General features: G+C 68.1%; 23 protein-coding genes and 1 pseudogene. 14 read left to right on the plus strand and 10 right to left on the minus strand.

Features of this window, described 5'->3' with window-relative positions; genetic code table 11:
- The 3 genes and pseudogenes from ER13_RS08735 to metC all read right to left on the minus strand — a co-directional run.
- Positions 1-299: pseudogene (locus tag ER13_RS08735) on the minus strand (DNA topoisomerase IV subunit B); the annotation flags it as partial.
- Positions 274-1,623: an O-antigen ligase gene (locus ER13_RS08740; protein ID WP_035308486.1), complete on the minus strand. Its 1,350-nt coding sequence runs from the start codon at positions 1,621-1,623 to the stop codon at positions 274-276. The pseudogene ER13_RS08735 and the gene ER13_RS08740, both read right to left, overlap by 26 nt.
- 23 nt (positions 1,624-1,646) lie before the next feature.
- Positions 1,647-2,825 carry a cystathionine beta-lyase gene (metC, locus tag ER13_RS08745; RefSeq protein ID WP_035308488.1) on the minus strand — a complete coding sequence of 393 codons (1,179 nt, stop codon included), beginning with the start codon at positions 2,823-2,825 and terminating at the stop codon, positions 1,647-1,649.
- A gap of 90 nt (positions 2,826-2,915) precedes the next feature.
- On the opposite strand from metC, the gene ER13_RS08750 reads away from it, so the two are divergent.
- The gene (locus ER13_RS08750) at positions 2,916-4,001 is read left to right on the plus strand and encodes an amino acid ABC transporter substrate-binding protein (RefSeq protein ID WP_231492512.1); all 1,086 of its coding nucleotides are present in this window, start codon (positions 2,916-2,918) and stop codon (positions 3,999-4,001) included.
- Between the two features lie 33 nt (positions 4,002-4,034).
- Positions 4,035-5,396 (plus strand): dicarboxylate/amino acid:cation symporter, encoded by a 1,362-nt coding sequence (locus tag ER13_RS08755; protein WP_035308490.1) that lies wholly within the window; start codon positions 4,035-4,037, stop codon positions 5,394-5,396.
- Between the two features lies 1 nt (position 5,397).
- Here the strand turns inward: ER13_RS08755 and sseA are convergent, their stop codons facing one another.
- From sseA to ER13_RS08770, 3 genes are read right to left on the minus strand one after another with little or no spacing between them, the layout of a single operon-like run.
- Positions 5,398-6,234, minus strand: coding sequence for a 3-mercaptopyruvate sulfurtransferase (gene sseA, locus ER13_RS08760; protein ID WP_035308492.1), 837 nt, complete (start codon positions 6,232-6,234; stop codon positions 5,398-5,400).
- Positions 6,235-6,249: 15 nt separating this feature from the next.
- On the minus strand, positions 6,250-7,470 hold the full coding sequence (locus ER13_RS08765; RefSeq protein WP_035308494.1) for a cyclopropane-fatty-acyl-phospholipid synthase family protein: 1,221 nt from the start codon (positions 7,468-7,470) through the stop codon (positions 6,250-6,252).
- A gap of 22 nt (positions 7,471-7,492) precedes the next feature.
- Complete coding sequence (locus ER13_RS08770; RefSeq protein WP_035308497.1) at positions 7,493-8,959, minus strand: deoxyribodipyrimidine photo-lyase; 1,467 nt, start codon at positions 8,957-8,959, stop codon at positions 7,493-7,495.
- Between the two features lie 67 nt (positions 8,960-9,026).
- Here ER13_RS08770 and kdsA point away from each other — a divergent pair, with 67 nt between their 5' ends.
- From kdsA to ER13_RS08805, 8 genes are all read left to right on the plus strand, one after another.
- A complete protein-coding gene (gene kdsA, locus ER13_RS08775) occupies positions 9,027-9,935 on the plus strand; it encodes a 3-deoxy-8-phosphooctulonate synthase (protein WP_196066408.1) in 909 nt (302 codons plus the stop codon).
- 18 nt (positions 9,936-9,953) lie between these two features.
- Positions 9,954-11,408 (plus strand): D-glycero-beta-D-manno-heptose 1-phosphate adenylyltransferase, encoded by a 1,455-nt coding sequence (rfaE2, locus tag ER13_RS08780; protein WP_035308499.1) that lies wholly within the window; start codon positions 9,954-9,956, stop codon positions 11,406-11,408.
- Positions 11,409-11,416: 8 nt separating this feature from the next.
- Complete coding sequence (rfaD, locus tag ER13_RS08785) at positions 11,417-12,406, plus strand: ADP-glyceromanno-heptose 6-epimerase (protein ID WP_081836186.1); 990 nt, start codon at positions 11,417-11,419, stop codon at positions 12,404-12,406.
- Positions 12,403-13,500 carry a DUF3089 domain-containing protein gene (locus ER13_RS08790; RefSeq protein ID WP_035308502.1) on the plus strand — a complete coding sequence of 366 codons (1,098 nt, stop codon included), beginning with the start codon at positions 12,403-12,405 and terminating at the stop codon, positions 13,498-13,500. The genes rfaD and ER13_RS08790 overlap by 4 nt, the downstream gene beginning before the upstream one ends.
- 78 nt (positions 13,501-13,578) lie before the next feature.
- Complete coding sequence (locus ER13_RS08795; protein WP_035308504.1) at positions 13,579-14,559, plus strand: SPFH domain-containing protein; 981 nt, start codon at positions 13,579-13,581, stop codon at positions 14,557-14,559.
- 16 nt (positions 14,560-14,575) lie between these two features.
- Positions 14,576-14,755 carry an NfeD family protein gene (locus ER13_RS19010; RefSeq protein ID WP_231492513.1) on the plus strand — a complete coding sequence of 60 codons (180 nt, stop codon included), beginning with the start codon at positions 14,576-14,578 and terminating at the stop codon, positions 14,753-14,755.
- A complete protein-coding gene (locus ER13_RS19015; protein ID WP_231492514.1) occupies positions 14,756-15,049 on the plus strand; it encodes an NfeD family protein in 294 nt (97 codons plus the stop codon). It abuts the gene before it with no gap.
- Between the two features lie 43 nt (positions 15,050-15,092).
- Positions 15,093-16,502: an MFS transporter gene (locus ER13_RS08805; protein WP_035308506.1), complete on the plus strand. Its 1,410-nt coding sequence runs from the start codon at positions 15,093-15,095 to the stop codon at positions 16,500-16,502.
- Here ER13_RS08805 and rnhA read toward each other — a convergent pair.
- Positions 16,499-16,951 carry a ribonuclease HI gene (gene rnhA / locus ER13_RS08810; RefSeq protein ID WP_035308508.1) on the minus strand — a complete coding sequence of 151 codons (453 nt, stop codon included), beginning with the start codon at positions 16,949-16,951 and terminating at the stop codon, positions 16,499-16,501. The two genes, ER13_RS08805 and rnhA, sit on opposite strands and share 4 nt — an antisense overlap.
- A 107-nt stretch (positions 16,952-17,058) precedes the next feature.
- Here rnhA and ER13_RS08815 point away from each other — a divergent pair, with 107 nt between their 5' ends.
- Genes ER13_RS08815 through tatC form a run of 3 tightly spaced genes read left to right on the plus strand, consistent with a single transcriptional unit; the run spans position 17,059 to position 18,784 of the window.
- A complete protein-coding gene (locus tag ER13_RS08815; protein WP_035308509.1) occupies positions 17,059-17,277 on the plus strand; it encodes a twin-arginine translocase TatA/TatE family subunit in 219 nt (72 codons plus the stop codon).
- Positions 17,278-17,300: 23 nt separating this feature from the next.
- Positions 17,301-17,894, plus strand: coding sequence for a Sec-independent protein translocase protein TatB (gene tatB / locus ER13_RS08820; RefSeq protein ID WP_035308512.1), 594 nt, complete (start codon positions 17,301-17,303; stop codon positions 17,892-17,894).
- Positions 17,891-18,784, plus strand: a complete 894-nt coding sequence (gene tatC / locus ER13_RS08825) for a twin-arginine translocase subunit TatC (protein ID WP_008258703.1) — start codon at positions 17,891-17,893, stop codon at positions 18,782-18,784. Before tatB ends, tatC begins: the two co-directional genes overlap by 4 nt.
- 11 nt (positions 18,785-18,795) lie before the next feature.
- Here tatC and ER13_RS08830 read toward each other — a convergent pair whose 3' ends face one another.
- The 3 genes from ER13_RS08830 to ER13_RS08840 all read right to left on the minus strand — a co-directional run bounded on the left by ER13_RS08830 (position 18,796) and on the right by ER13_RS08840 (position 21,639).
- On the minus strand, positions 18,796-19,650 hold the full coding sequence (locus tag ER13_RS08830; protein WP_035308514.1) for a DUF6065 family protein: 855 nt from the start codon (positions 19,648-19,650) through the stop codon (positions 18,796-18,798).
- Positions 19,651-19,804: 154 nt separating this feature from the next.
- Positions 19,805-21,211 (minus strand): type I glutamate--ammonia ligase, encoded by a 1,407-nt coding sequence (gene glnA, locus ER13_RS08835; RefSeq protein WP_008258959.1) that lies wholly within the window; start codon positions 21,209-21,211, stop codon positions 19,805-19,807.
- Positions 21,212-21,300: 89 nt separating this feature from the next.
- A complete protein-coding gene (locus ER13_RS08840; RefSeq protein WP_008261682.1) occupies positions 21,301-21,639 on the minus strand; it encodes a P-II family nitrogen regulator in 339 nt (112 codons plus the stop codon).
- Between the two features lie 114 nt (positions 21,640-21,753).
- Between ER13_RS08840 and ER13_RS08845 the strand changes: the two genes are divergently transcribed.
- Positions 21,754-22,590 carry an NAD(P)H-hydrate dehydratase gene (locus tag ER13_RS08845; protein WP_008263982.1) on the plus strand — a complete coding sequence of 279 codons (837 nt, stop codon included), beginning with the start codon at positions 21,754-21,756 and terminating at the stop codon, positions 22,588-22,590.
- The last annotated feature ends 319 nt before the right edge of the window (positions 22,591-22,909 follow it).

Consider the following 22,909-nt stretch of genomic DNA (forward strand, 5'->3'; position numbering starts at 1 on the left):
ACCTCGTCCATCGCATTGTCGAGGACTTCGGCGAACAGGAGGTGCAGGGCGCGTTCGTCGGTGCCGCCGATATACATGCCGGGGCGTTTGCGAACGGGCTCGAGCCCTTCCAGAACCTCGATGGAGGAGGCGGAATAGGCGTTCTGGGCGCCTGCGGTCGGGGCCGGGGCGACAGGCGTCGGGACCGGTTTTGGCGCAGGGGCGGGCGCAGCCTGGGGCGGCGTCGCCGCAGCAGGTTTGGGCGCCTCGGGCTTGGGCGCCTCGGGCGTGTCGTCAAAAGCGAAGAGGTCGTCGGCCATTCACATAGTCTGAGGCGATTCGGAGCCGGTTCTGGTAGGCGCGTGTCGCCGGTCGAGCAAGCGGCGGTCGCACCGGAACCGGATCGAAGGTCACGGCGCGGGCCAGAATCGCCAGCATCAGCACCCAGGGCAGGTTGGCGTGGGTCAGCAGGACGCTCTCGGACAGGCTGAGGGCGAAGAAGACCGTCAGATAGCCGAGGCTCCAGAACCCCTCCCGCGCGCCCAGGCCGTTCAGACGGGCCAGGATCATGACGGCGGACACGGCCATCAGGGTTCCGACGGCGACTGCGCCGGGCCAGCCCAACTGGACCAGCAGGTCGATCCAGCCGTTGTGGGCCGAGGGGACGGGCCACTGGGTCTCCAGCCGGATCTCGCTGGCGGGAATGGAATCGACGCCCCAGAAGGCGCTGAAGCCGTAACCGGTCCAGGGGCGTTCGGCGACCTTGCGCATCAGAGCCTCCCAGATCAGGGTCCGGCCGGTCAGGGACGGGTCCTTGCCCAGGGCTTCGAGAATGGCGGCGGAATCGGTGTTCCAGAACCAGGTCCCGACGGCGGCGATCACCACGCCCAGCCAGACGGCCGCGACGGTCACGGCCGCGCCGCCCTGTTTCAGCGTCCACCAGCCGCCGACCATGCCGACGCCCAGCATCCAGCACAGCAGCGAGGTCTTGGACTGGGTGGCCACGACCAGAAGCGTGGTCAGGGCGAAGGTCAGCAGGGCGACCCAGGGCTTGCGCCCGTTTCCGGCCAGATGGTCGGCGGCCAGGCTGGCGGCGGCCGAGACCGCGCCGACCACCATGACCAGGCCCATCTGGTTCTTCTCGTACCAGAGGCCGCGCCACAGACCGGCGTTGTCGTACTGGTGAACCCCGATGCGGGGAAAGGCGAAGACCATGATCAGGCTGCCGACCGCCATGACCAGACAGGTGTGCATCAGGACGCGGGGCAGGGCCGCGTCCCGGAAGACCGCGCCCAGATAGACGGCGAAGGCGCTGTTGATCGCCAGGGCGATGACGCGCCGGTCGGTGACGCCGGGATCGATGGACCAGTACTGCGAGACATAGGCCAGGCCGACCAGGCCGCCGACCATCAGCCAGGCGGGCCAGGCGCGGATGATTTTTTCGAAGCGAAACACGATCAGGCCGGCGGTGACGGCGTAGACGGGCAGCCAGATCAGGCGAAGGATCGGGGTCTCGCCCTGGTCCGGGGCGATGACCGGGGCGATCAGGGCGCCGGTCAGCATGAAGACGACGAAGCCCGCCGCCCACTGTTCCCAGGCGGGCGGGGCGTCCGAATCATCGATCTGGACGGGCGAGGCGTGCACGGGGCGACTGTCGCCCCGGCCGCTTAAGGAAGGGTGAGCGCCGCGCGGAAGGCGGCGAAGCCGTGTTCGAGGTCGGCGATCAGGTCGGCGGGGTCTTCCAGCCCGATGTGAAGGCGGATCAGCTCGCCCTCCAGGATCGGCGGATGATCCCGATAGGCCATCTGGTGGGTTTCGTGAGTGATCAGGCTTTCGAACCCGCCCCAGGAATAGCCCATGCCGAACAGGGAAAGGGCGTCGAGGAAGGCGCAGGCTGCGGCCGTGTGTCCGCCCTTCAGCACCACGCCCATCAGGGAGGCGGCGCCGGTGAAGTCCCGCGTCCACAGGTCATGGCCGACCGCGCCGGGCAGGGGCGGATAGAGGACGCGGGCCACCTCGGGCCGGGCCTGCAGCCACTCGGCGACGATCAGGCCCGACCGCCCCTGTTCGCCATAGCGCAGCGGCAGGGTGCGCAGGCCGCGCAGGGCCAGCCAGGCGTCGTCGGGCGAGACGTGCCAGCCCAGATCCTCGATCGTGTCGGCGACGGCGCGCAGGCAGGCGGGGACGCTGGCGGCGATCCCGCCCATCAGGACGTCGGAATGGCCGGAGACATATTTGGTCAGGGCCTGGATGCTGACATCGACGCCGTAGGCCAGGGGCTTGAAGGCCAGGCCTGCGCCCCAGGTGTTGTCGATCACGGTCAGGACGCCGCGGTTGCGACAGGCGGACGCCACGGCGGCCACATCGATCATCTCGAAGGTCAGGGAGGCGGGCGATTCCATCAGGACCAGACGGGTGCGGTCGCCGAGGGCGGCGATCAGGCCCGCCGCATCCGTATCGGCGGGCAGGAAGCGGGTCGTGACCCCGCGCGCGGCCTGGTAGCGGGCCAGGAACCGGCGGGACGGGCCATAGATCGCGTCGCTCGTGATCACCTCGTCGCCCGGCCGGGTCAGGGCCAGCAGGGGCACGGTCACGGCGGCGAGGCCGGACGGGACGATGAAGGCGTCGGCCGCGCCTTCGAGATCGGCCAGGGCGGCGCGCAGCTGGCGCGCGGCCGAGCCGCCGTCCAGGCCGTAGGTCGGACCATCGGCGTCGTCCCGCATGGTCTCCGCCCGGTCGCTGAGCATGGTCGAGGCGCGTTCGATGGGTGGGTTGACCGGGCGGCGTCCCTGGCCCCGCCGGGTGGCGGACGAGATCAGACGGGTGCGGTCCGAATGCGGCGACATGGCCTCTCCGATGGGTTGCGGATCAGGGCCTAAAGGCCTCTAAAGTCAGCGGGGCGCAAGCGGCGGAGGATGCGAAACGCGATGCGGGTCTTGACGATCGGAGTTATGGCGGCGGCCCTGCTGACGGCGGCCTGCGGACGCGGGAATCCCGACCCGACGCCGGAAACCGCCTCGCAGACCCTGCCGACGCCCAGCGTGGCCACGGATCGCCCCGACAGCCCGACCCTGATCGCGGTCAAGCGACGCGGGCGGCTGAACTGCGGCGTGCATCAGGGGCTGGTCGGCTTCGCCTATACCGACAACCGCGGTCAGTGGCGCGGGTTCGACGCCGACTTCTGTCGCGCCATGGCGGCGGCCATCTTCGGCGACGGGAACGCGGTTCGGTTCGTGCCCCTGTCTGCGTCCGACCGGTTCGCGGCGCTGAAGGAAGGCCGAGTGGACGTGTTGTGGCGCAATTCGTCCTGGACCATGAGCCGGGACGCCGGCGAGGGCTTCGTCTTCGCGGGAATCAACTATTACGACGGCCAGGGCTTCCTGGTGCGGCGGTCTCTGAGCCTGGCCAGCGCCACGGAACTGAACGGCGCCCGGATCTGCGTCCAGGCGGGATCGACAGCCCAGGCCAACGCCGACGACTTCTTCCGCTCGCGCGGCATCGCCTATCGCCCGGTGGTTCTGCCCAGCGAGGAGGCGGCGCGGGACGCCTATGGCCGGGAAGACTGCGACGCCTTGAGCGCCGACATATCGGCCCTGGCCGCCGCCCGCACGGTTCTGGCGGATTCTCAGGCGCACACGATATTGTCAGACGTGGTGTCTAAGGAGCCGCTGGGGCCCGTCGTCAGGGCCGGGGACGAGCGCTGGGCCGACGTGGTGCGATGGACCCTGAACGCCGTCGTCCTGGCCGAGGAATTCGGGGTCACGCAGGAGAACGCCGAAGCCCTGTCGAAGACGTCGAACGACCCGCGCATCAAGCGTTTGCTGGGGTCTGAGGGCGAATACGGCGCCCTGCTGGGCCTGTCCGACGACTGGGCGAAGGACGCCATACTGTCGGTCGGAAATTACGGCCAGATCTTCGACCGGAACCTGGGTTCGCAATCGCCGCTCGACCTGGCGCGCGGATTGAACGCACAGTGGAACGCGCGGCCGGCCGGCTTGATCTATGGATTGCCGATCCGTTAAGCGCCGCAGCTTGAGTCTTTTCCTGGGGGATGGATGACCGAGACGAAACCTGGGGGCATAGCCCTCCACTGGCTGATGCTGATCGGCTTCACCGTCGGCCTGGGCGGGGGGCTGTGGGTCAATCTGGCGCTGGGCGCCGATACGGCCTGGGTGGTCTGGGTCACCGACAACATCACAGGACCGGCGGGGCAGATCTTCCTGCGCCTGCTGTTCATGATGGTCATCCCGCTGCTGTTCTCGGCCCTGGTGATCGGGGTGGCCGAGATGGGCGACCTGAATTCGCTGGGACGGGCGGGGATCAAGACCCTGCTGCTGACCATACTGGTTTCGGGCATCGCGGTGGTGATCGGCCTGGTCATGGTCAATCTGTTGCAGCCCGGCCGGGGCGTCGATCCCGCCATGGCGCAGCAGTTGCTGGAACAGGGACGCGACGGCGCCGCCGGCATTGTCCAGAACGCGCCGGAGACCATTCAACTGGGCGACTTCTTCCTGGGACTGGTGCCGTCCAACGCGGTCACGGCGGCGGCGGAGAACCAGATCCTGCCCCTGATGGTCTTCGCCCTGTTCTTCGGCATCGGCCTGGTCATGGCCAAGAGCCCTGCAACCGACCGCCTGCAAGAGGTGATCGAGGGGCTGCTGGAAGTGACGATGAAGCTGATCAACCTCTTCATCAAACTGGCGCCCTTCGCCATCGCCTGCCTGATGTTCAACCTGGCGGCCCTGTTCGGCTGGGACCTGCTGGTGCGTCTGGCCGCCTTCGTGGGCGTCGCCGTCGGGGCCATGGCGATCCACATGTTCGTGGTCTATCCGCTGGTCATCTGGCTGCTGGGCGGGCGTTCGCCGATCGCCTTCTTCAGGGCGGTGCGCGAGCCGATGGTGGTGGCCTTCTCCACCGCCTCGTCCAACGCCTCGCTGCCGGTGTCGCTGAAGGCGGCCGAGCAGGAGCTGAAACTGCCCAGGAAGATCGCCCGTTTCGTCCTGACGGTCGGGGCCACCGCCAACCAGAACGGCACGGCCCTGTTCGAGGGGGTGACGGTGCTGTTCCTGGCCCAGTTCTTCAACGTCGAACTGAGCCTGACCCAGCAGGTCATCGTCATGCTGGTCTGTATCCTGGGCGGGATCGGCACGGCCGGGGTGCCGGCGGGTTCGCTGCCGGTGGTGGCCATGATCCTGGTCATGGTGAAGGTGCCGCCGGAAGGGATCGGCCTGATCCTGGGGGTCGACCGCTTCCTGGACATGTGCCGGACCACGCTGAACGTCACCGGCGATCTGGTTCTGGCCACGGTGGTCTCGCGCGGCGAGAAGGACGATCCGGTTGAGCCGGTCGATCCGACGGCGTCCGAAGATCTTCCGGGAGCCGCCCGACGCGGCCTGAAGCACGGAACGGCGGGCTGAGTCAGTCGAGGACGACGGGGGTGTCGGTCCGAGACCCCCATTCGGCCCATGAGCCGTCGTAGAGACTCGACGGCGCGTCGAGCGTGGCCAGGGCCAGGGTGAGGATCGCGGCGGTGACGCCCGAGCCGCAGCTGGTGATGATCGGCCGGTCGAAGGTCACCCCGGCGTCGTTGAACCGGGCGCGCAGGGCCTCGGGCTCCAGAAGTCGTCCGTCCTCGCCGATCACGGAGAGGACGGGCAGGTTCAGCGCGCCCGGCATATGGCCGGAGCGGAGGCCGGCGCGGGGTTCCGCCGCCTGACCGGCGAACCGGGCCGCCGGCCGCGCATCCAGAATCTGCGCCTCGCCGGTCAGGGCCGCCAAGACGGTGGGCAGGTCGGCGACCGCATCGCTGCGCCGCGACGCAGCGAACGACGCCGGCGTGGGCGTCTGCGCCGGACCCGAGACCAGAGGCCGCCCTTCGGCCCGCCAGAGCGGCAGGCCGCCGTCCAGCACCCGCACGTTCGTCGCCCCCATCAGCCGGAAGGTCCACCAGACGCGCGGGGCGGAGCGCAGGCCGACCGTGTCATAGATGACGATGGTGTCGGTCGCGGCGATGCCGAGGGCTCCGACCGCCTCGGCGAAGGCGGCGGCGGTCGGCAGCATGTGCGGAAGGTCCGAGCCGTGGTCCGAGACCGCCTCGAGGTCGAAGAAAACGGCGCCCGGCAGTCGGGCCTGGTCGAAGTCCGCCTGGGCGTCGCGGCCGTCCAGATGCCAGGACCCATCGACGATCCGCAGCGTCGGATCCTCCATCAGGGTCGCGAGGTCGGCTGTCGAGATCAGGGGCGAGGACTGGGTCATGCCCCCAGCCTAATGTCAGGCGCGGTCCAGCACCAGTTGCACCACATCGGTCCGGCGTGACCGGAAGCCCGCCTCGCAATAGGCCAGATAGAAGCGCCACAGCCGGCGGAACCGCTCGTCGAAGCCGGCGATGCGGCGGATGTCGCCCCAGGCGGCCTGGAATCGGTCGTCCCAGAGCTTCAGCGTCTCGGCATAGTCCAGGCCGAACCGTTCGATCGGGCCCCAGTTCAGGCCGGCGGCGGCTACGACCGGCTTCAGCCGCTCCTCCGACGGCAGCATGCCGCCGGGGAAGACGTATTTCTGGATGAAGTCGGTGCGGGCGTTATATTCCTCGAACAGGGGCTCCTGGATGGTGATGATCTGGAGACCCGCCCGGCCGCCGGGGTCCAGGACGTCGTGGATCTTCTCGAAATAGGTCGGCCAGTATTCCATGCCCACGGCCTCGAACATCTCGATCGAGGCGACGCGGTCGAACCGGCCCTGGACGTCGCGATAGTCGATCAGGTCGATCGTCGCGCGGTCCGACAGACCGGCGTTGAACAGACGCTGACGGGCGAAGTCGTGCTGTTCCCTGGAAATGGTCACGCCCGTGACCTGGGCGCCGATCTCGCGGGCGGCGAACTCGGCGAAACCGCCCCAGCCGCAGCCGATCTCGAGCACCGACATGCCCGGCTTCAGGTCCATCATCCGGGCCAGGGCGGCGTATTTGGCCTTCTGCGCCGCGTCCAGCGGGGCGTCCGCCCGCTCGAATCGGGCCGACGAATAGGTCATCGAGGGGTCGAGCCAGGTCTGGTAGAAGGCGTTGCCCAGGTCGTAATGGGCGTGGATGTTCTTCTTCGATCCGCTCTTGCTGTTGCGGTTGCGCCGATGGGCCAGCCAGTTGACCGCCATCATCAGCCAATTGCCGTCGAACAGGCGGCGGATGTGGTCGTAGTTCTCGACCAGGGTCTCCAGCAGGGCGGCCAGATGGGGGCTGTCCCATTCGCCGGCCATATAGGCTTCCGCGAAGCCGATGTCGCCGGCGGCCAGGACGCGGCGGGCGAAGCCGTAGTCCTTGACGTCGAGCACGGCGCTGGGGCCGGGGCGGGCGCCGTCCAGCACATGGGTCTCGCCATTGGGCAGGTGGACGGTCAGGCGGCCGAAGGTCCAGTTCGACGCCAGCAGACGCAGCAGCATGGCGAACATGCGCGGGGTGCGGGCGGCGGCGGCCTCGATATCGACGGTGGCGACACTCATGCGGGACCCTCTTTGGACGTCGTCAGTCATGGCCGGCCTGTTCGTCTCGTCCAGTGACGGTCTTCAGGGCGTCGAGGGCGCGGGCGCGGGCCTGGGCATGATCCAAGATGGGGTGGGGATAGTGTTTGCCAAGTCGCACGCCGGCGTCGCGCAGCACTTCGGGCGGCGCGGTCCAGGGCGACGGGAGCCAGCGATCGGGCAGGCGGCGCAGTTCGGGGACCCAGCGGCGGACATAGCCGCCCGTCGCGTCGAACTTCTCGCCCTGGGTGATGGGGTTGAAGATGCGGAAATAGGGGGCGGCGTCGGCGCCCGAACCGGCGACCCACTGCCAGTTCTGCACATTGCTGGCCAGGTCGGCGTCGACCAGAGTGTCCCAGAACCAGGCCTCGCCCTCGCGCCAGTCGATCAGCAGATGTTTGACCAGGAAGGAGGCGACGACCATCCGCACCCGGTTGTGCATCCAGCCGGTCGTCCACAGTTGACGCATGCCGGCGTCCACCAGCGGATAGCCGGTGCGGCCGCGCTTCCAGGCCTCCAGACCCTCGGGATCGCCGCGCCAGGGCATGGATTCGTATTCCGGGCGGAAGGCCCGGTCGGTGATGGTGGGGAAATGGTGGAGCAGATGGGCCGAGAAGTCGCGCCAGCCCAGTTCCGCGACGAACTTGTCCGCCTCGCCCGCCGGGACCGCGCCCGCGTCCGCCGCGCCTCGCGCCCGCTGGGCCGCACGCCAGGGACTGATCTCGCCCCAGTGCAGGTGGGGGGAGAGGCGGCTGGTGGTCGGAAGGGCGGGATGGTCGCGGCCCTTGGCGTAGGTCTTGAGGCCCCGTGCGAGGAAATCGGACAGGGCGGCGTCGGCGCCGGCCTCGCCTGGCGTCCAGTCGAAACCCTTGGACCAGTCGGAGCGGGTCGGATGCAGGCGCCAGTCGTCGATCGATTCTGTCTGGACCGCGTCGGGCGTGGCGATGCGGCGCGGGGCGGTCGTGGGCGGCGGCGGCTCGGCTGTCGCCAGCAGGGCCTTCATGAAGGGGGTGAAGACCTTGTAGGGCGCGTCCGATCCGTTCAGCACGGCGCCCGGTCGGGCCAGCAGGGATCCGTTGAAGCCCCGGCAGTCGACGCCGGCCGACTTCAGCTCATGGGCGATCTCGGCGTCGCGGGCGAAGGCGGCGGGTTCGAACAGCCGATTCATAAACAGGGCGTCGGCCCCGGTGTCCTCGATCAGGCTCTGAAGTTGGGTCAGCGAATCGCCGCGCCGCAGGATCAGCCGCGAACCGCGTTCCCTAAGCGAATCGTCCAGGGCGCGCAGGGACTTGTCCAGCCACCACAGCGAGGCCGCGCCCGCCGGACGGTCCGGGTCGCGGTCCAGGATGAAGACCGGCAGGATCGGACGGCCGGTGGCGACGGCGTGATACAGGGCGGGATTGTCGTTCAGGCGCAGGTCGCGGCGAAACCAGAGGACGACAGGCTTGGTGGCCACGCAGGCGAACTCCATGATAACTTGCGCTCACACAAAACGAGCGCCACCTGATGGCCTCATAGCTGCGGCAAACGCCGCCCCCATAACGCCCGAACTTCGAAAGAGCCGCCTCGTGAGCCGACCCAACGCCGTCATTACGTTGTCCGAAGGTCTTCGGACGCCTGTCGTCATCGGCGGCGGCGCACGAATCGCCTTCATCGCCGGTCCCTGCCAGATGGAGAGCCGTCAGCACGCGCTGGAAACGGCCCATGCGCTGAAGGAAATCGGCGAGCGGCTGAACGTCGGCATCATCTACAAGACCAGTTTCGACAAGGCGAACCGCACCAGCGCCAGCGCCGCCCGCGGCATCGGCCTGAAGGACGCCATGCCGATCTTCGCCGAGATCCGCGAAACCGTCGGCCTGCCGACCCTGACCGACGTCCACTCCGAGGCCCAGTGCGGCCCGGTGGGCGAGGTGGTCGACGTGCTGCAGATCCCGGCCTTCCTGAGCCGCCAGACCGACCTGTTGCTGGCCGCCGCCGCGACCGGCAAGGCGATCAATATCAAGAAGGGTCAGTTCCTGGCCCCCTGGGACATGAAGAACGTCATCGCCAAGGTGGTCGGGGCCGGCAATCCGAACGTCATGGCCTGCGAGCGTGGCGCCAGCTTCGGCTACAACACCCTGGTCAGTGATATGCGCGCCCTGCCGGTGCTGCGCGAGATCGGCTGCCCGGTCGTGTTCGACGCGACCCACAGCGTGCAGCAGCCGGGCGGGCAGGGCACGTCATCGGGCGGTCAGCGCGAGTTCGTGCCGGTTCTGGCCCGCGCCGCCGTCTCGGTCGGCGTGGATGCGGTCTTCATGGAGACCCACCCGGACCCCGACAACGCCCCGTCGGACGGCCCGAACATGGTGCCTCTGGACCAGTTCGAGGCCCTGGCCGCGCAGCTGATCGCCTTCGACGACCTGGCCATCAAGATCGGGGCCAAGGCGCCGGTGGCGCAGGCGGCCTGAATCCTCTAGGTCGGGCGCATGTCTGACACCCTCGATCTGGGCGCCCTGCAGAAGCTGCTGGAGCGCGTGCGCGGCCTGAAGACGGCCTGCGTCGGCGACCTGATGCTGGACCGCTACGTCTATGGCGAGGTCAACCGTATCTCGCCCGAGGCGCCGATCCCGGTGCTGCGCACCCGCCGCACGACCGCCATGCCCGGCGGCGTGGGCAATGTGGCGCGCAATGTCGCGGCCCTGGGCGGGGTGGCGCATCTGGGCGCCGTGACGGGCGAGGATGCGGCCGGAGCGGAATTGCGCGACCTGATCGCCGCAGAGGACCGGGTCGTCGACTTCATCGCCGGGCCGGCCGGCGCCGCAACCATCGTCAAGACGCGGTTCGTGGCCGCGGGGCAGCAGCTGCTTCGCCTGGACGAGGAGGCGGCTGCTGCACCTCTAGATGAAAGTGACGCGTTTTCCGACGTCTCCGCCATTCTTCTATCTGACTACGCCAAAGGCGTGGTCGGCGACGCCCTGATCGCCTCGGCCCTGAAAGCCGCGCGCGAGACCGGCGCGCCGGTCATTGTCGATCCCAAGGGGCGGGATTTCGCCCGCTATGGTGCGGTGGACGTCATCAAGCCGAACGCGTCGGAACTGGCCGGGGCCACGGGCCTGCCGGTCGAGACCGACGCCGAGGTCGAGGCGGCGCTGGCGGCCCTGCTGGCGGCGACGACGGCGAAGGCCATCATCGTCACCCGCGCCGGCAAGGGCATGAGCCTGGCGCGGCGCGACGGGCCGGTGCGGCATTTTCCCGGCCGGGCCCGCGAAGTGTTCGACGTGTCCGGGGCCGGGGACACGGTGCTGGCTTCGCTGGGCCTGGCCCTGGGCGCCGGGGCCTCGCTGGAGACGGCGGTGCAGTTCGCCATCCTGGCTTCGGGCGTGGTGGTCGGAAAGGCCGGGACGGCCGTGGTCACGCCCGCCGAGCTGATCGAGGCGGAGCTGAGCCAGCACGCCGTCGCGGCCCAGGCCAAGGTGACGCCGCTGGACGAACTGGCGACCGAGGTCGAGGCCTGGCGGCGGCAGGGTCTGAAGGTCGGCTTCACCAACGGCTGTTTCGACATCCTGCACCGGGGCCATGTCGCCTATCTGGCCCAGGCGCGGTCGTGGTGCGACCGGCTGGTGGTGGCGCTGAACACCGACGCCTCGGTCAGGCGGCTGAAGGGCGAGGGGCGGCCGGTCAATGACCTGGACAGCCGCGCCGTCGTGATCGGCGGCCTGAGCAGCGTGGATCGGGTGACCAGTTTCGACGATCCCACCCCCATCGCCCTGATCGAGCGGCTGCGGCCCGACGTGCTGATCAAGGGCTCGGACTATACCCGCGAGGGCGTGGTGGGCGGCGACCTGGTGGAGAGCTGGGGCGGCGTGGTCCGTCTGGCGGAATTCAAGGATGGGTATTCGACGACCCGGACGATCGAAAAGATGACGGGAAGCACGCAATGACGCCCAGAATGATTGTTGTGACGGGCGGGGCCGGCTTCATCGGCTCCAATATCGTGGCGCGGCTGACGGCCGAGACGGCCTATGACGTGGTGGTCTGCGACCGGCTGGAGACCGCCGACCTGGCCAAGTGGAAGAACCTGGCCAAACATTCCATCGCCGACTTCTGGGCGCCGGAAGAACTGTTCGAACAGCTGGAGCGTCATGCGGAGCGGATCGAGGCGGTGGTGCACATGGGCGCCATTTCGTCCACGACCGAGCCGGATGCGGACCTGATCCTGCGCACCAACTTCACCCTGTCGCGCGACCTGTGGGACTGGTGCGCGATCCGGGACGCCCGGATGATCTACGCCTCGTCGGCGGCGACCTACGGCGACGGCGAGACGGGGTTCAAGGACGACGATGATGCGGAGTCGCTATCGAAGCTGAGGCCGCTAAACGCCTATGGCTATTCGAAAATGCTGTTCGACCAGTATGCGGTGCGCCAGTCGGATCGCGGCCAGGCGCCGCCCCAGTGGGCGGGGCTGAAGTTCTTCAACGTCTATGGGCCGAACGAGGGGCACAAGGGCGGGATGAAGTCGGTCGTGGCCCAGATCTGGCCCAAGGTCGCGGCGGGCGAGACCGTCAGCCTGTTCCGGTCGCACAATCCCAACTATGCCGACGGCGGCCAGTTGCGCGACTTCGTCTATGTGGACGATGTGGTCGATATCATCGAATTCCTTCTGCAGTCGCCGGAGGTCTCGGGGATCTTCAACGCCGGGTCCGGCCAGGCGCGGTCGTTCGACGATCTGGCCAAGGCCACCTTCGCCGCGGCCGGCAAGGCGCCGTCGATCGAGTATGTCGACATGCCCGAGGCGATCCGCGACCGGTACCAGTATTTCACCCAGGCCCGGATGGACCGGATCCGCGCCGCCGGGTTCGAGGGCCAGTCCACGCCTTTGGAAGAGGGCGTGCGTCGCTACGTCCAGAACTTCCTGGCCCAGCCAGATCAGTACAGATGAGAGGCCTGACGACCCGGCAGTGGATGGGCTACATCGGGTTCGTCCTGGTGTTCCTGCTGACCGCCGCCGTCGCGGTGTGGCGCGGGGACATTCTGCGCGCCGGTCTGGATCCCCAGGTGCCGTTCCAGACCTACAAGCCCCCGCCGGCGCCCGATTACGCCGATCCGCGCGCCTGGGCTCTGCTGGACGCGCGGGCGCCGGGGGCGGGCGGGGCCAACGTCTTCTTCGTTCATTCGACCACCTTCAACGGCGGGCGCGACTGGAACGGGGCCATCGGCGACCCCAAGGCCGACGCCTATCTGTACCGGGTGGTCCTGCCCAACTACGCTGGTCCCTTCGCACGGGCGGGCGCGGTCAGCGCGCCGCGCTATCGGCAGGCCAGCCTTTATACACGCCTGACCCTGCGTGACGATGCGCGCGAGGCCCGGGCCTTCGCCTATGGGGACGTCCTGGCGGCCTTCGACGCCTGGCTGGCGCGTCATCCCAAGGGCCCCATCGTCCTGGCGGGGGTGGAGCAGGGCGCCGATCTGCTGGACCGGCTGATCCGCGAACGGATCGCGCCGGATGCGGCGGTCCGGGACCGTGTGGTGGCGGCCTATCTGATGGACACGATCATCGCCGCCGAGAATCTGCCGGACTCCATTCCGGCCTGCGCCGATCGGCGCCAGATCCATTGCGTGATCGCCTGGTCGCAGGTCGGCGACCGCGACGACTCGGCCGCCCGTCGGCGACTGCGGCGGGCGACCGTCTGGGATGCGCGGGGGCATCTGGTCGATCTGGCGGGGCGGCCGGCGGTCTGTGTGAACCCGGTGACGGGGGGCACGGGCGAAGAGCCCGTTCCCGCGCGCCTGCACCGGGGCGCCACCAATGCGACGGGGCTGGAATGGGCGGCGCGTCCGGCGCTGATGGCGCGCGAGGTCGCGACCCAGTGCCGCGAAGGTCTGCTGCGCCACACCTGGCCCGATCTTGAATCCTTCCGGGAGACCGGCAACTGGGCCGACCGGAGAAAAGCGCGGCCTTACAACCTGTTCTACGGCGATCTGGAAGCAGATGTGGCGGAACGGCTTGCAACCTACGCTCGGCAGACCGGTTGAAAATCGGACGAAGGTCGTCCGGTTTCGGTGGCGCGGCTCGCGTCCCGCGCGTAACCTCCTCGCATACGGAGGATACACATGGACGTTCTCACCATCTTCGCCGGCGTTCTGCTGCTGCTCGCGATCGCGCTCCTGTTCAGCGTCATCAAGATCGTGCCGCAAGGTCGTGAATTCACGGTCGAACGGTTCGGCAAATACACCAAGACCCTGAGCCCCGGCATCGGCTTCCTGACCCCGTTCGTGGAACGGGTCGGCAAGCGGATGAACATGATGGAGCAGGTTCTTGATGTGCCGACCCAGGAGGTCATCACCAAGGACAACGCCATGGTCCGGGTGGACGGCATCGTCTTCATCCAGGTGATGGACGCCGCCCGCGCCGCCTATCGGGTCGATGATCTGCCCTACGCCATTTCGCAACTGTGCATGACCAATCTGCGGACCGTGGTCGGCTCCATGGAGCTGGACGAGGTGCTGAGCCAGCGCGACAGCATCAACACCCGCCTGCTGCACGTCATCGACGCGGCGACCGAGCCCTGGGGCGTCAAGGTCAACCGGATCGAGATCAAGGACCTGACCCCGCCGACCGACGTCACCAACGCCATGGCCCGCCAGATGAAGGCCGAGCGCGAACGCCGCGCCGTGGTCACCGAGGCGGACGGCGAGAAACAGGCCGCCATCACCCGCGCCGAGGGCGCCAAACAGGCGGCCATCCTGGAATCCGAAGGCCGCAAGGAGGCCGCCTTCCGCGACGCCGAGGCGCGCGAACGCGAAGCCGAGGCCGAGGCCCGCGCCACCACCATGGTGTCGGAAGCCATCGCCCGGGGCGACGTCAACGCCATCAACTATTTCGTGGCGCAGAAATATGTCGAGGCCTTCGCCGAACTGGCCCGCAGCCCGCAACAGCGGACCGTCATCGTGCCCGCCGAAATGGGGGCCCTGGTCGGCACCATCGCCGGTATCGGCGAGATGGTGAACCTGGCCAAGGGGCAGCAGCAACAGGCGACCCCGGTCAAGCCCGCCGCCCCGCCGCGTCGTCCCTCCGTTCCGCCCACCGCCTGATCCGGGAGCCCAGGTCATGACCGTCGTCGCCGATCTGTACGCCGCCCAGCCGTTCTGGATCTGGCTGGCCGTCGGGGTGTTGTTGCTGGCCGTCGAGTCGATGTTCTCGACCGAATGGCTGTTGTGGCCGGCGGTTTCGGCCGGGCTGGTGGCGGTCATGACGGCGGTCGGGGTGCGGTTGGGCCTGCCCGGCTAAGTGGCGGTCTTCGCCGTGCTGACGGTCATCGCCACCCTGTTGTCGCGACGCCTGATCCAGAAGGCCAATCCGGACGGGGTCGACATCAACGACCGGAACAGTCGTCTGATCGACCAGCGCGCCCGGGTGGTGGAGGCCTTCGTCGGCGGTCGAGGCCGGGTGTTCGTCTCTGGCGCCGAATGGTCGGCCGTCATCGACGGGGCCGCGCCCGAAACGGGGCAGCCCGAGGTCGGGCAGGATGTCGTGGTGCACGGGGTCAGCGGCTCGCTGCTGACGGTGCGCGCCGCGACCTGAGCCGTCCCGCGCAACCTTTGCCGTGGGACGACGTTCGACGCTGATGTCAGACAGCCGTATCGCCTCCGTCGTCCCGGCCCAGGATGGACTGCCGGTTCCGAGGCGCTACTGGGCCATCGTCTCCATCGGCCTGGGCATCACCCTCGCCGTCCTGGACGGCGCCATCGCCAATGTCGCCCTGCCGTCCATCGCCCGGGATCTCCAGGCGTCGGAGGCCGCGTCCATCTGGATCGTCAACGCCTATCAGATCGCCATCGTGGTCGCGCTTCTGCCGCTGGCGTCGCTGGGCGAGATCGTCGGCTATCGTCGGGTGTCGCAGGTGGGGCTGGCGGTTTTCACCCTGGCCTCCCTGGCCTGCGCCCTGTCCGATTCGATCCTGACCCTGAGCCTGGCCCGGGTGCTGCAGGGGTTCGGGGCGGCGGGGATCATGAGCGTCAACGGCGCCCTGGTGCGCTTCACCTATCCGCAGCGGATGCTGGGCCGGGCGGTCGGGATCAACGCGGTGATCGTCTCCATGGCCGCCGCCGCCGGCCCGACCATCGCCAGCGCCGTGCTGAGCCTCGGCGAATGGCGCTGGCTGTTCGCCCTGAACATTCCGCTGGGGGTTCTGGCGGTGTCGATGGCGGGCTTCACCCTGCCGCACAACCCGTTGCAGAAGCGCAGGCTGAACCTGACCGGGGCGGCGCTGAGCGCGGCGGCCTTCGGCCTCGTCATCACGGGGATGCAGGCCCTGGCCCACGGCGAGGCTTCGATCCTGGGCTTCGGCCTGACGGGGCTCGGGCTGGCGGCCGGGGTGCTGCTGGTGCGGCATGAGAGGCCCAGCAAGACGCCGCTGATCCCGCTGGACCTGCTGGCGCGGCCGATGTTCGCCCTGTCGGTCGCCACCTCCATCATCTCCTTCACCGCCCAGATGATGGCCTTCATCTCCTTGCCGTTCTTCCTGCAGGGCTCGCTGGGGCTGAGCGCGGTGGAGACCGGGCTGTTGATGACGCCCTGGCCGCTGGCGACCATGTTCGCCGCACCGCTGGCCGGGTGGCTGTCGGACCGGTACTCGGCCGGGATACTGGGCGCCGTCGGCTTGAGCCTGTTCGCCTGCGGTCTGATGGCGCTGAGCTTCCTCGACGGGGATTCGTCGCGGTTCGACATCATCTGGCGCATGGCCCTGTGCGGGGCCGGGTTCGGCTTCTTCCAGTCGCCCAACAACCGCGCCCTGCTGTCGGAGGCTCCGCGTGAGCGGGCCGGGGCGGCGGGCGGCGCCCTGGGCACGGCGCGGGTGCTGGGCCAGTCGATGGGGGCGGTCGTGGTGGCCTTCCTGCTGTCGGCGGCCCCGGTCTCGGGCGTGCGTCACGGCTTCGAGCTGGCCGCCGTCGCAGCCCTGTTCGGCGCGGTGATGAGCGGAGCGCGCATCCGACGCCGCATCGTCGAGCCAGAGAAGGAAGTCGAGGCGGTCTAGACGCGCCTGAGGTCGGCGACCCCGCGATTCGCCAGCTGGTCGGCGCGTTCGTTCAGTTCGTGCCCGGCGTGGCCCTTGACCCAGCGCCATCTGACGTCGTGCTTCAGCCGGGCGGCGTCCAGACGCTGCCACAGGTCGGCGTTCTTGACCGGCTTCTTGTCGGCGGTCAGCCAGCCGCGCGCCTTCCAGCCGCGCATCCATTCGGTGATGCCCTGCATGACGTATTTGCTGTCGGTGTGAAGCTCGACCCTGCACGGCCGTTTCAGCGCCTCCAGCGCCATGATGGCGGCCATCAGCTCCATGCGGTTGTTGGTCGTGTTGGGCTCGCCGCCCCACAATTCCTTTTCGTGGCCGCCCCCGGTCTGGAGCAGGGCGCCCCAGCCGCCGGGGCCGGGATTGCCCTTGCAGGCGCCGTCGGTGTGGATGATGACGTGATCGGTGGGACTCATGGTCGCGAAGACCTACAGCCTCCCTTGGCGCGGGGCCATCACTGCGCCTATATGCGCTGAAGATAAGTGACGGGATCGATGATCGGTCCGCGTGAGGAGAACGAGCCATGGGCTCCATGAGCATCTGGCACTGGGCCATCGTCATTGTCGTCGTCGCCGTCCTGTTCGGTGGACGCGGCAAGCTGTCCGGCATCATGGGCGACGCCGCCAAGGGCATCCGCGCCTTCAAGGACGGCCTGAAGGACGACGACAAGAAGGATGGTCCGCACGACGGCGTCAGCTCGCTGCCCCGCACTGAGGCGGAAAAGGAAGAGCTGAAGCGCTAGTCGTCGTCTGTAAGGGCTGACGCATGGGCGGGCTCGGCCCCGGTATCGGGGGCTTCGAATTAGTGGTGATCGGCCTGGTGGCCCTGCTTGTGGTGGGGCCAAAGGATTTGCCTGTTCTGATGCGTCGCGTCGGCCAGATGGTCGCCAAGGCGCGCGCCATGGCCAACGAATTCCGCTCAAGTTTCGACGAGATGGCGCGTCAGTCCGAACTGGACGACCTGCGCAAGGAGGTCGAGGCGCTGCGGAGCGGGCAGGGGGCCATGTATCCCCTGGGCGCAGACGCCGATGCGGCCTTCAAGGACATCAACGCCGGCCTGACCGGGCCGGGCGCGCCGGCCGCCCTGCCGGCGCCGACCGCCGAGGCGCCGATCATGACGCCCGCAGCCGACGAATGGCCCGATGCCCCGCCGCTCGTTGAGCCGACGCCGACGATTGAGTCCAAGACGAAGCGCGCGACGGCGAAGACCGCCGCCAAGTCCGCCGTATCGGCAACGGCCGAGACTAAGCCCAAGCCGCGACCGAAGGCGAAGCCGAAGGCCGCGTCCACGGCCACGATCCCCGCGACCAAGACGCCCGCCAAGCCCCGGACCCCGCGCAAGAAGGCCGTCGAGCTTTGACTTTTTCCGATCGTGACGAGGCCGAGATCGAGGCGTCGCGCGCGCCGCTGATGGACCACCTGATCGAGCTCCGCAGCCGGTTGCTGATCTGCGTGATCGCCTTCGGCCTGGGCTTCATCCTGTGTTTCGCCTTCGCCAACCAGATCCAGATCGCCCTGATCAAACCCTATCAGGCGGCGGCGGCCATTCATGCGGCGGCCCTGGCGTCCGGCGGACACGCCAACCCGCTGGAGCTGATCGCGACCATGACCGGTCTGCGCCCCTATCCGCCCGGCAGCGCCGCCGTGGTGCAACTGATCGCCACCGCGCCGCTGGAGCAGCTGTTCACCAAGATGAAGATCGCGGCCTTCGGCGCGGCGGTCCTGACCTTCCCGGTCATCGCCTGGCAGATGTACCGGTTCGTCGCGCCGGGCCTGTACCGAAACGAGCGGGGCGCCTTCCTGCCGTTCCTGATCGCGGCGCCGGTGATGTTCTGCCTGGGCGGGGCGTTGGTCTATTATGTCATGCTGCCCTTCGTCATGCTGTTCTCGCTGGGTCAGCAGGTGGTCAGCGACGGGATTTCCGTGGCCCAGACAACGAAAATCTCGGACTATCTGAGCCTGGTGACCTCGCTGCTGCTCGCTTTTGGCCTGTGCTTCCAGCTGCCGGTCGTGACGACCCTGCTGGGTCTCGCCGGCATGATCAGTTCCAAGGCCATGGCGGCCGGGCGGCGCTATGCGATCGTCGCCGTGGTGGTGGTCGCCGCCGTGGTGACGCCGCCGGACCCCATCAGCCAGCTGATGCTCGCCGTGCCCCTGGTCATCCTCTACGAGGTCTCGATCTGGTGCGTGCGGCTGATCGAACTGCGCCGCAGGAAGGCGGATGACGAGGACGGGCTGGCCTCGGCCTGAGCCCCGTCGCTCTAGCCCCGCTTCTTGCCGTCCGCGTGATCGACGGGGCAGACCCGTCGTGAGCCGGTCTGGCGGAAGGGCGACAGTCTGAGCTTGGACTCATGGTCGGCCGGCCCGGCATGGCCCTCCGGATGCAGTCCGCGATAGTAGAGTTTCTGCCATTGATCGGCGGGGGCCGTGGGCTTGGTCTTCTTGACCCACTCCTGGAAGGCCAGCCGCGAGGCTCGCCAGGCGTCGAAGGTCTGCAGCATCTCGGGCTGGTCCTCCATCGGCCGCAACTCCGGCTTCAGCCTGTCCAGCACGCCGCGCGGGGTGGGGAAGAAGAAGCAGAAGGGCTCGTTTTCCTCGAACCGGATCCAGACGTCGGGGCGGGTGAAGCGCCAGTTCATGGTGAAGGTGTAGGGCGACCAGTCCGTCTCGATCACCCCGCCCATCGGGGCGATGCCGTCCTTCATGGCGTTGGGCGGGCCGCCGACCCACAGGTTCCAGCCTTCCGAGGTGCGCATGATGCCGTCGACGTGGAAGGTCAGGGTCCCGCTGCCGAACAGGGAGACCGGACCCCGCTTCGGGTCCGAGCCGGGATCAAGCACGATCTCGACCGAGCTGGCGTCGACGCCGCCATGCCAGCGGGCCTTGAAGCCGCAGGGGCTGAGCATCTCCCAGCCGTGGGTGTTGGCGATGGCGAGGGGCAGGCAGCGATAGGCGAAACTGTCGGGCGTTTCGGTCATCCAGTCGCGCCTGGGCGAGGCCGGCGCCACACGCGGGGCCCAGCCCTCGCGCACATAGCAGACCAGTTCGGTTTCGGCCGCGCGGACCGGGGCGCCCTTGGGACGCGCGGGAACAGACCCCTTGAGACGCTTGACCATTTCGAGCCTCGTATGCCGCCGATGCGGCCTTATGGCATGGGCGCCGGCGGCGTGTAAGCCGGCCGCGTCTGGGCCGGCCGCGTGACGCACGGAAAAGAAAAGCCCCGGACGGCGGACCGTCCGGGGCTTTCCTGAAGTCAGACTGCTGAAGGGATCAGCAGCTGTAGTACATGTCGAATTCGACGGGGTGCGGGTGCAGTTGCAGGCGCATCACCTCTTCCATCTTCAGCTCGATATAGCTGTCGATGAAGTCGTCATCCATGACGCCGCCCTTCTTGAGGAAGGCGCGGTCCTTGTCGAGGTTCTCGAGGGCTTCGCGCAGCGAGCCGGAGACCTCGGGGATCGAGCCGCGCTCTTCCGGCGGCAGGTCGTACAGGTTCTTGTCGGCGGGCGCGCCCGGATCGATGCGGTTCTCGATCCCGTCCAGACCCGCCATCAGCAGGGCGACGAAGGTCAGATAGGGGTTGCCCATCGGGTCGGGGAAGCGGGCTTCCAGACGCTTGGCCTTCGGCGACGAGACGTGCGGGATACGGATCGAGGCCGAACGGTTGCGGGCCGAATAGGCCAGTTTCACCGGGGCTTCGTAGCCAGGGACCAGACGCTTGTAGCTGTTGGTGGTCGAGTTGGCGAAGGCGTTGATGGCCTTGGCGTGCTTGATGATGCCGCCGATGTACCACAGGCATTCCTGCGACAGGCCGGCGTATTTGTCGCCGGCGAACTGGGGCTTGCCGTCCTTCCAGATCGACATGTGGACGTGCATGCCCGAGCCGTTGTCGGCGAACATCGGCTTGGCCATGAAGGTCGCCGACTTGCCGTAGGCGGCGGCGACGTTGTGGATCACGTACTTATAGAGCTGCAGCCGGTCGGCCATGGTCAGCAGGTCCGAGAATTTCAGACCCAGTTCGTGCTGGGCCGGGGCCACCTCGTGGTGGTGCTTCTCGGGCTGGAGGCCCAGGTCGCGCATGACGCCCAGCATTTCGCCGCGCAGGTCCTGGCCGGAGTCGACCGGGTTGACCGGGAAATAGCCGCCCTTGGGTCCAGGGCGGTGGCCCATGTTGCCCTCGGTGTATTCGGCGCCGGTGTTGGCCGGCAGCTCGGTCGAATCATACGAATAGGAGGTGTTGTGCGGCTGGGTCGACCAGCGCACGTCGTCGAAGATGAAGAACTCGGCTTCCGGGCCGAAATAGACCATGTCGCCCACGCCCGAGGACTGGACATAGGACAGGGCCTTCTTGGCCATCGAGCGGCTGTCGCGGTTGTAGGGTTCGCCGGTGTCCGGGTTCAGCACGTCGCAGAACAGGAACATCGTGGTCTGCTGGTAGAACGGGTCGATATAGGCCGTGGTCAGGTCCGGCTTCAGCAGCATGTCGGACTCGTTGATGGCCTTCCAGCCGGCGATGGACGAGCCGTCGAACATCGTGCCTTCGTTCAGGAAGTCCTCATCGACCAGGTCGATGTCGAAGGTGACATGCTGCAGCTTGCCGCGGGTGTCGGTGAAGCGAACGTCGACGTATTTGACGTCCTTCTCCTTGATCTCCTTGAGGATCTTGCTGGCGCTCATTCTCGGAAGTCCTGTTTTCTTGGTCGTTGGGGAGGAACCGATCGATCAGCGCATGGACGCGCCGGCCGCCGGAGGAGGGGTACGCGAACTCAGACGGCCTGGGCCCCGGTCTCGCCGGTGCGGATACGGATCACCTCGGCGACGTCGGACACGAAAATCTTGCCGTCGCCGATCTTGCCGGTGCGGGCCGAGGTCTGAATGGCCTCGACGACCGCAGGGGCGAGATCGTCGGCGACGACCACCTCGATCTTGATCTTGGGCAGGAAGTCGATGACGTATTCGGCGCCGCGATACAGCTCCGAATGACCCTTCTGGCGGCCATATCCCTTGGCCTCCAACACAGTCATGCCTTGCACGCCGACGTCCTGGAGCGCCTCTTTGACGTCATCCAGCTTGAAAGGCTTGATGATGGCTTCAATCTTCTTCATGGCGACCCCTGAGCGGCGTGCGGAATGCAGCGGCGCTCGGGCGGGAATGGGACACATCAAGGCCGTTCAAAGCAAGCGGTTTTCGCAGAAAAGTCACGGATATTCGGAGCCCGGATGATAGAAACCAACGACCCGGCGATCTGGCGCAATTTTCTTCCGTGGCCGGGCGCGGAAACGCACAAGCATGCGCGGGGGCGCCTTGGGGTCGTCTCGGGTCGGGCGCACCAGACCGGGGCGGCGCGGCTGGCGGCGCGGGCCGGACTGCGGATCGGGGCCGGGGTGGTGCGTATCTACTGCCCCCCCGACGCGGTCGCTGTGATCGCCCCGGCGATCGAGGCCGTCATGCTGACTCCCTTCGCCTCGGCCGAGGCCCTGGCGCGCGAGGTCGAGGAGATGGACGCGGTCGTGGTGGGCCCGGCGGCGGGTCTGGACGAGGCGACCGTGGCCAATATCCAGGCCCTGGCGTCCAGCGGCGCCGCCCTGGTGATCGACGCCGACGGCCTGTCGGTGTTCAAGGGGCGCAGCGCCGAACTGTTCGCCCTGCTGGACCGCGATGATGTTCTCACCCCGCACGAGGGTGAGTTCGAACGCCTCTTCCCGGGTCTGCTTCACAGGGGGCGAGTGGCCGCCGCAGCCGAGGCGGCGGAGCGCGCCCAGGCCGTCGTGGTGCTAAAGGGCGCCGAGACCGTCATCGCCGCCCCAGACGGTCGTCTTCGCATCAATCGCAACGGGTCGCCCTGGCTGGCCACAGCAGGAACCGGCGACGTCCTGTCCGGGATGATCGGCGGTCTGATGGCCCAGCGCATGGACAGTTTCGACGCCGCCTGCGCCGCCGTGTGGATCCACGCCGACGCCGCCGACCGATTCGGACCGGGCCTGATCGCCGAGGACCTGAGCGAGACCTCGCCGGTCTCGCTCAGGGCGTTGTGGATGGCTGTTCGCCAAGGGTAAGGGCGTCGCGGACGTCCTGCCCCTGACGAATTCTGAAAACCCCTGCGATCCCATTGTGGAACGCGCATCTGGAGCCTGCGCGACCGCCAGGCCTGGACTGCGGGCTGTTTCAAAACGGGACTATCGGAAGACGCCTGCAGCGCCTATTGCAGACCCCCTGAGGTGAAAAGGGTCTGTATTACATATGAGTTTTGCCTCGGGGGCGGTCCTGCGGCCCGGCCAGTCGGCGCTCGCTGCGTCGTCGAAGGTCGGGCTGGGCACAGTGTTGCTTCTGGCGTCTGTGCAGTTCGCGGCCTTTGTGGATCGCGCTGTGCCGTCT

It is taken from the genome of Brevundimonas sp. EAKA (genome assembly GCF_000698025.1).
In the GTDB taxonomy this organism is placed as follows: Bacteria; Pseudomonadota; Alphaproteobacteria; order Caulobacterales; family Caulobacteraceae; genus Brevundimonas; species Brevundimonas mediterranea_A.

Bases quoted from the DNA above. Each gene is read 5' to 3' on its own strand.
- ER13_RS19010 (WP_231492513.1), top strand. From the start codon at position 14,576: ATGACCGTCGTCGCCGATCTGTACGCCGCCCAGCCGTTCTGGATCTGG.
- ER13_RS08840 (WP_008261682.1), bottom strand. From the start codon at position 21,639: ATGAAGAAGATTGAAGCCATCATCAAGCCTTTCAAGCTGGATGACGTC.
- ER13_RS08845 (WP_008263982.1), top strand. From the start codon at position 21,754: ATGATAGAAACCAACGACCCGGCGATCTGGCGCAATTTTCTTCCGTGG.
- rfaD (WP_081836186.1), top strand. From the start codon at position 11,417: ATGATTGTTGTGACGGGCGGGGCCGGCTTCATCGGCTCCAATATCGTG.
- rnhA (WP_035308508.1), bottom strand. From the start codon at position 16,951: ATGAGTCCCACCGATCACGTCATCATCCACACCGACGGCGCCTGCAAG.
- ER13_RS08815 (WP_035308509.1), top strand. From the start codon at position 17,059: ATGGGCTCCATGAGCATCTGGCACTGGGCCATCGTCATTGTCGTCGTC.
- metC (WP_035308488.1), bottom strand. From the start codon at position 2,825: ATGTCGCCGCATTCGGACCGCACCCGTCTGATCTCGTCCGCCACCCGG.
- ER13_RS08770 (WP_035308497.1), bottom strand. From the start codon at position 8,959: ATGGAGTTCGCCTGCGTGGCCACCAAGCCTGTCGTCCTCTGGTTTCGC.
- glnA (WP_008258959.1), bottom strand. From the start codon at position 21,211: ATGAGCGCCAGCAAGATCCTCAAGGAGATCAAGGAGAAGGACGTCAAA.
- rfaE2 (WP_035308499.1), top strand. From the start codon at position 9,954: ATGTCTGACACCCTCGATCTGGGCGCCCTGCAGAAGCTGCTGGAGCGC.
- tatB (WP_035308512.1), top strand. From the start codon at position 17,301: ATGGGCGGGCTCGGCCCCGGTATCGGGGGCTTCGAATTAGTGGTGATC.
- ER13_RS08830 (WP_035308514.1), bottom strand. From the start codon at position 19,650: ATGGTCAAGCGTCTCAAGGGGTCTGTTCCCGCGCGTCCCAAGGGCGCC.
- ER13_RS08755 (WP_035308490.1), top strand. From the start codon at position 4,035: ATGACCGAGACGAAACCTGGGGGCATAGCCCTCCACTGGCTGATGCTG.
- ER13_RS08765 (WP_035308494.1), bottom strand. From the start codon at position 7,470: ATGAGTGTCGCCACCGTCGATATCGAGGCCGCCGCCGCCCGCACCCCG.
- ER13_RS08795 (WP_035308504.1), top strand. From the start codon at position 13,579: ATGGACGTTCTCACCATCTTCGCCGGCGTTCTGCTGCTGCTCGCGATC.
- ER13_RS08805 (WP_035308506.1), top strand. From the start codon at position 15,093: ATGTCAGACAGCCGTATCGCCTCCGTCGTCCCGGCCCAGGATGGACTG.
- ER13_RS08790 (WP_035308502.1), top strand. From the start codon at position 12,403: ATGAGAGGCCTGACGACCCGGCAGTGGATGGGCTACATCGGGTTCGTC.
- sseA (WP_035308492.1), bottom strand. From the start codon at position 6,234: ATGACCCAGTCCTCGCCCCTGATCTCGACAGCCGACCTCGCGACCCTG.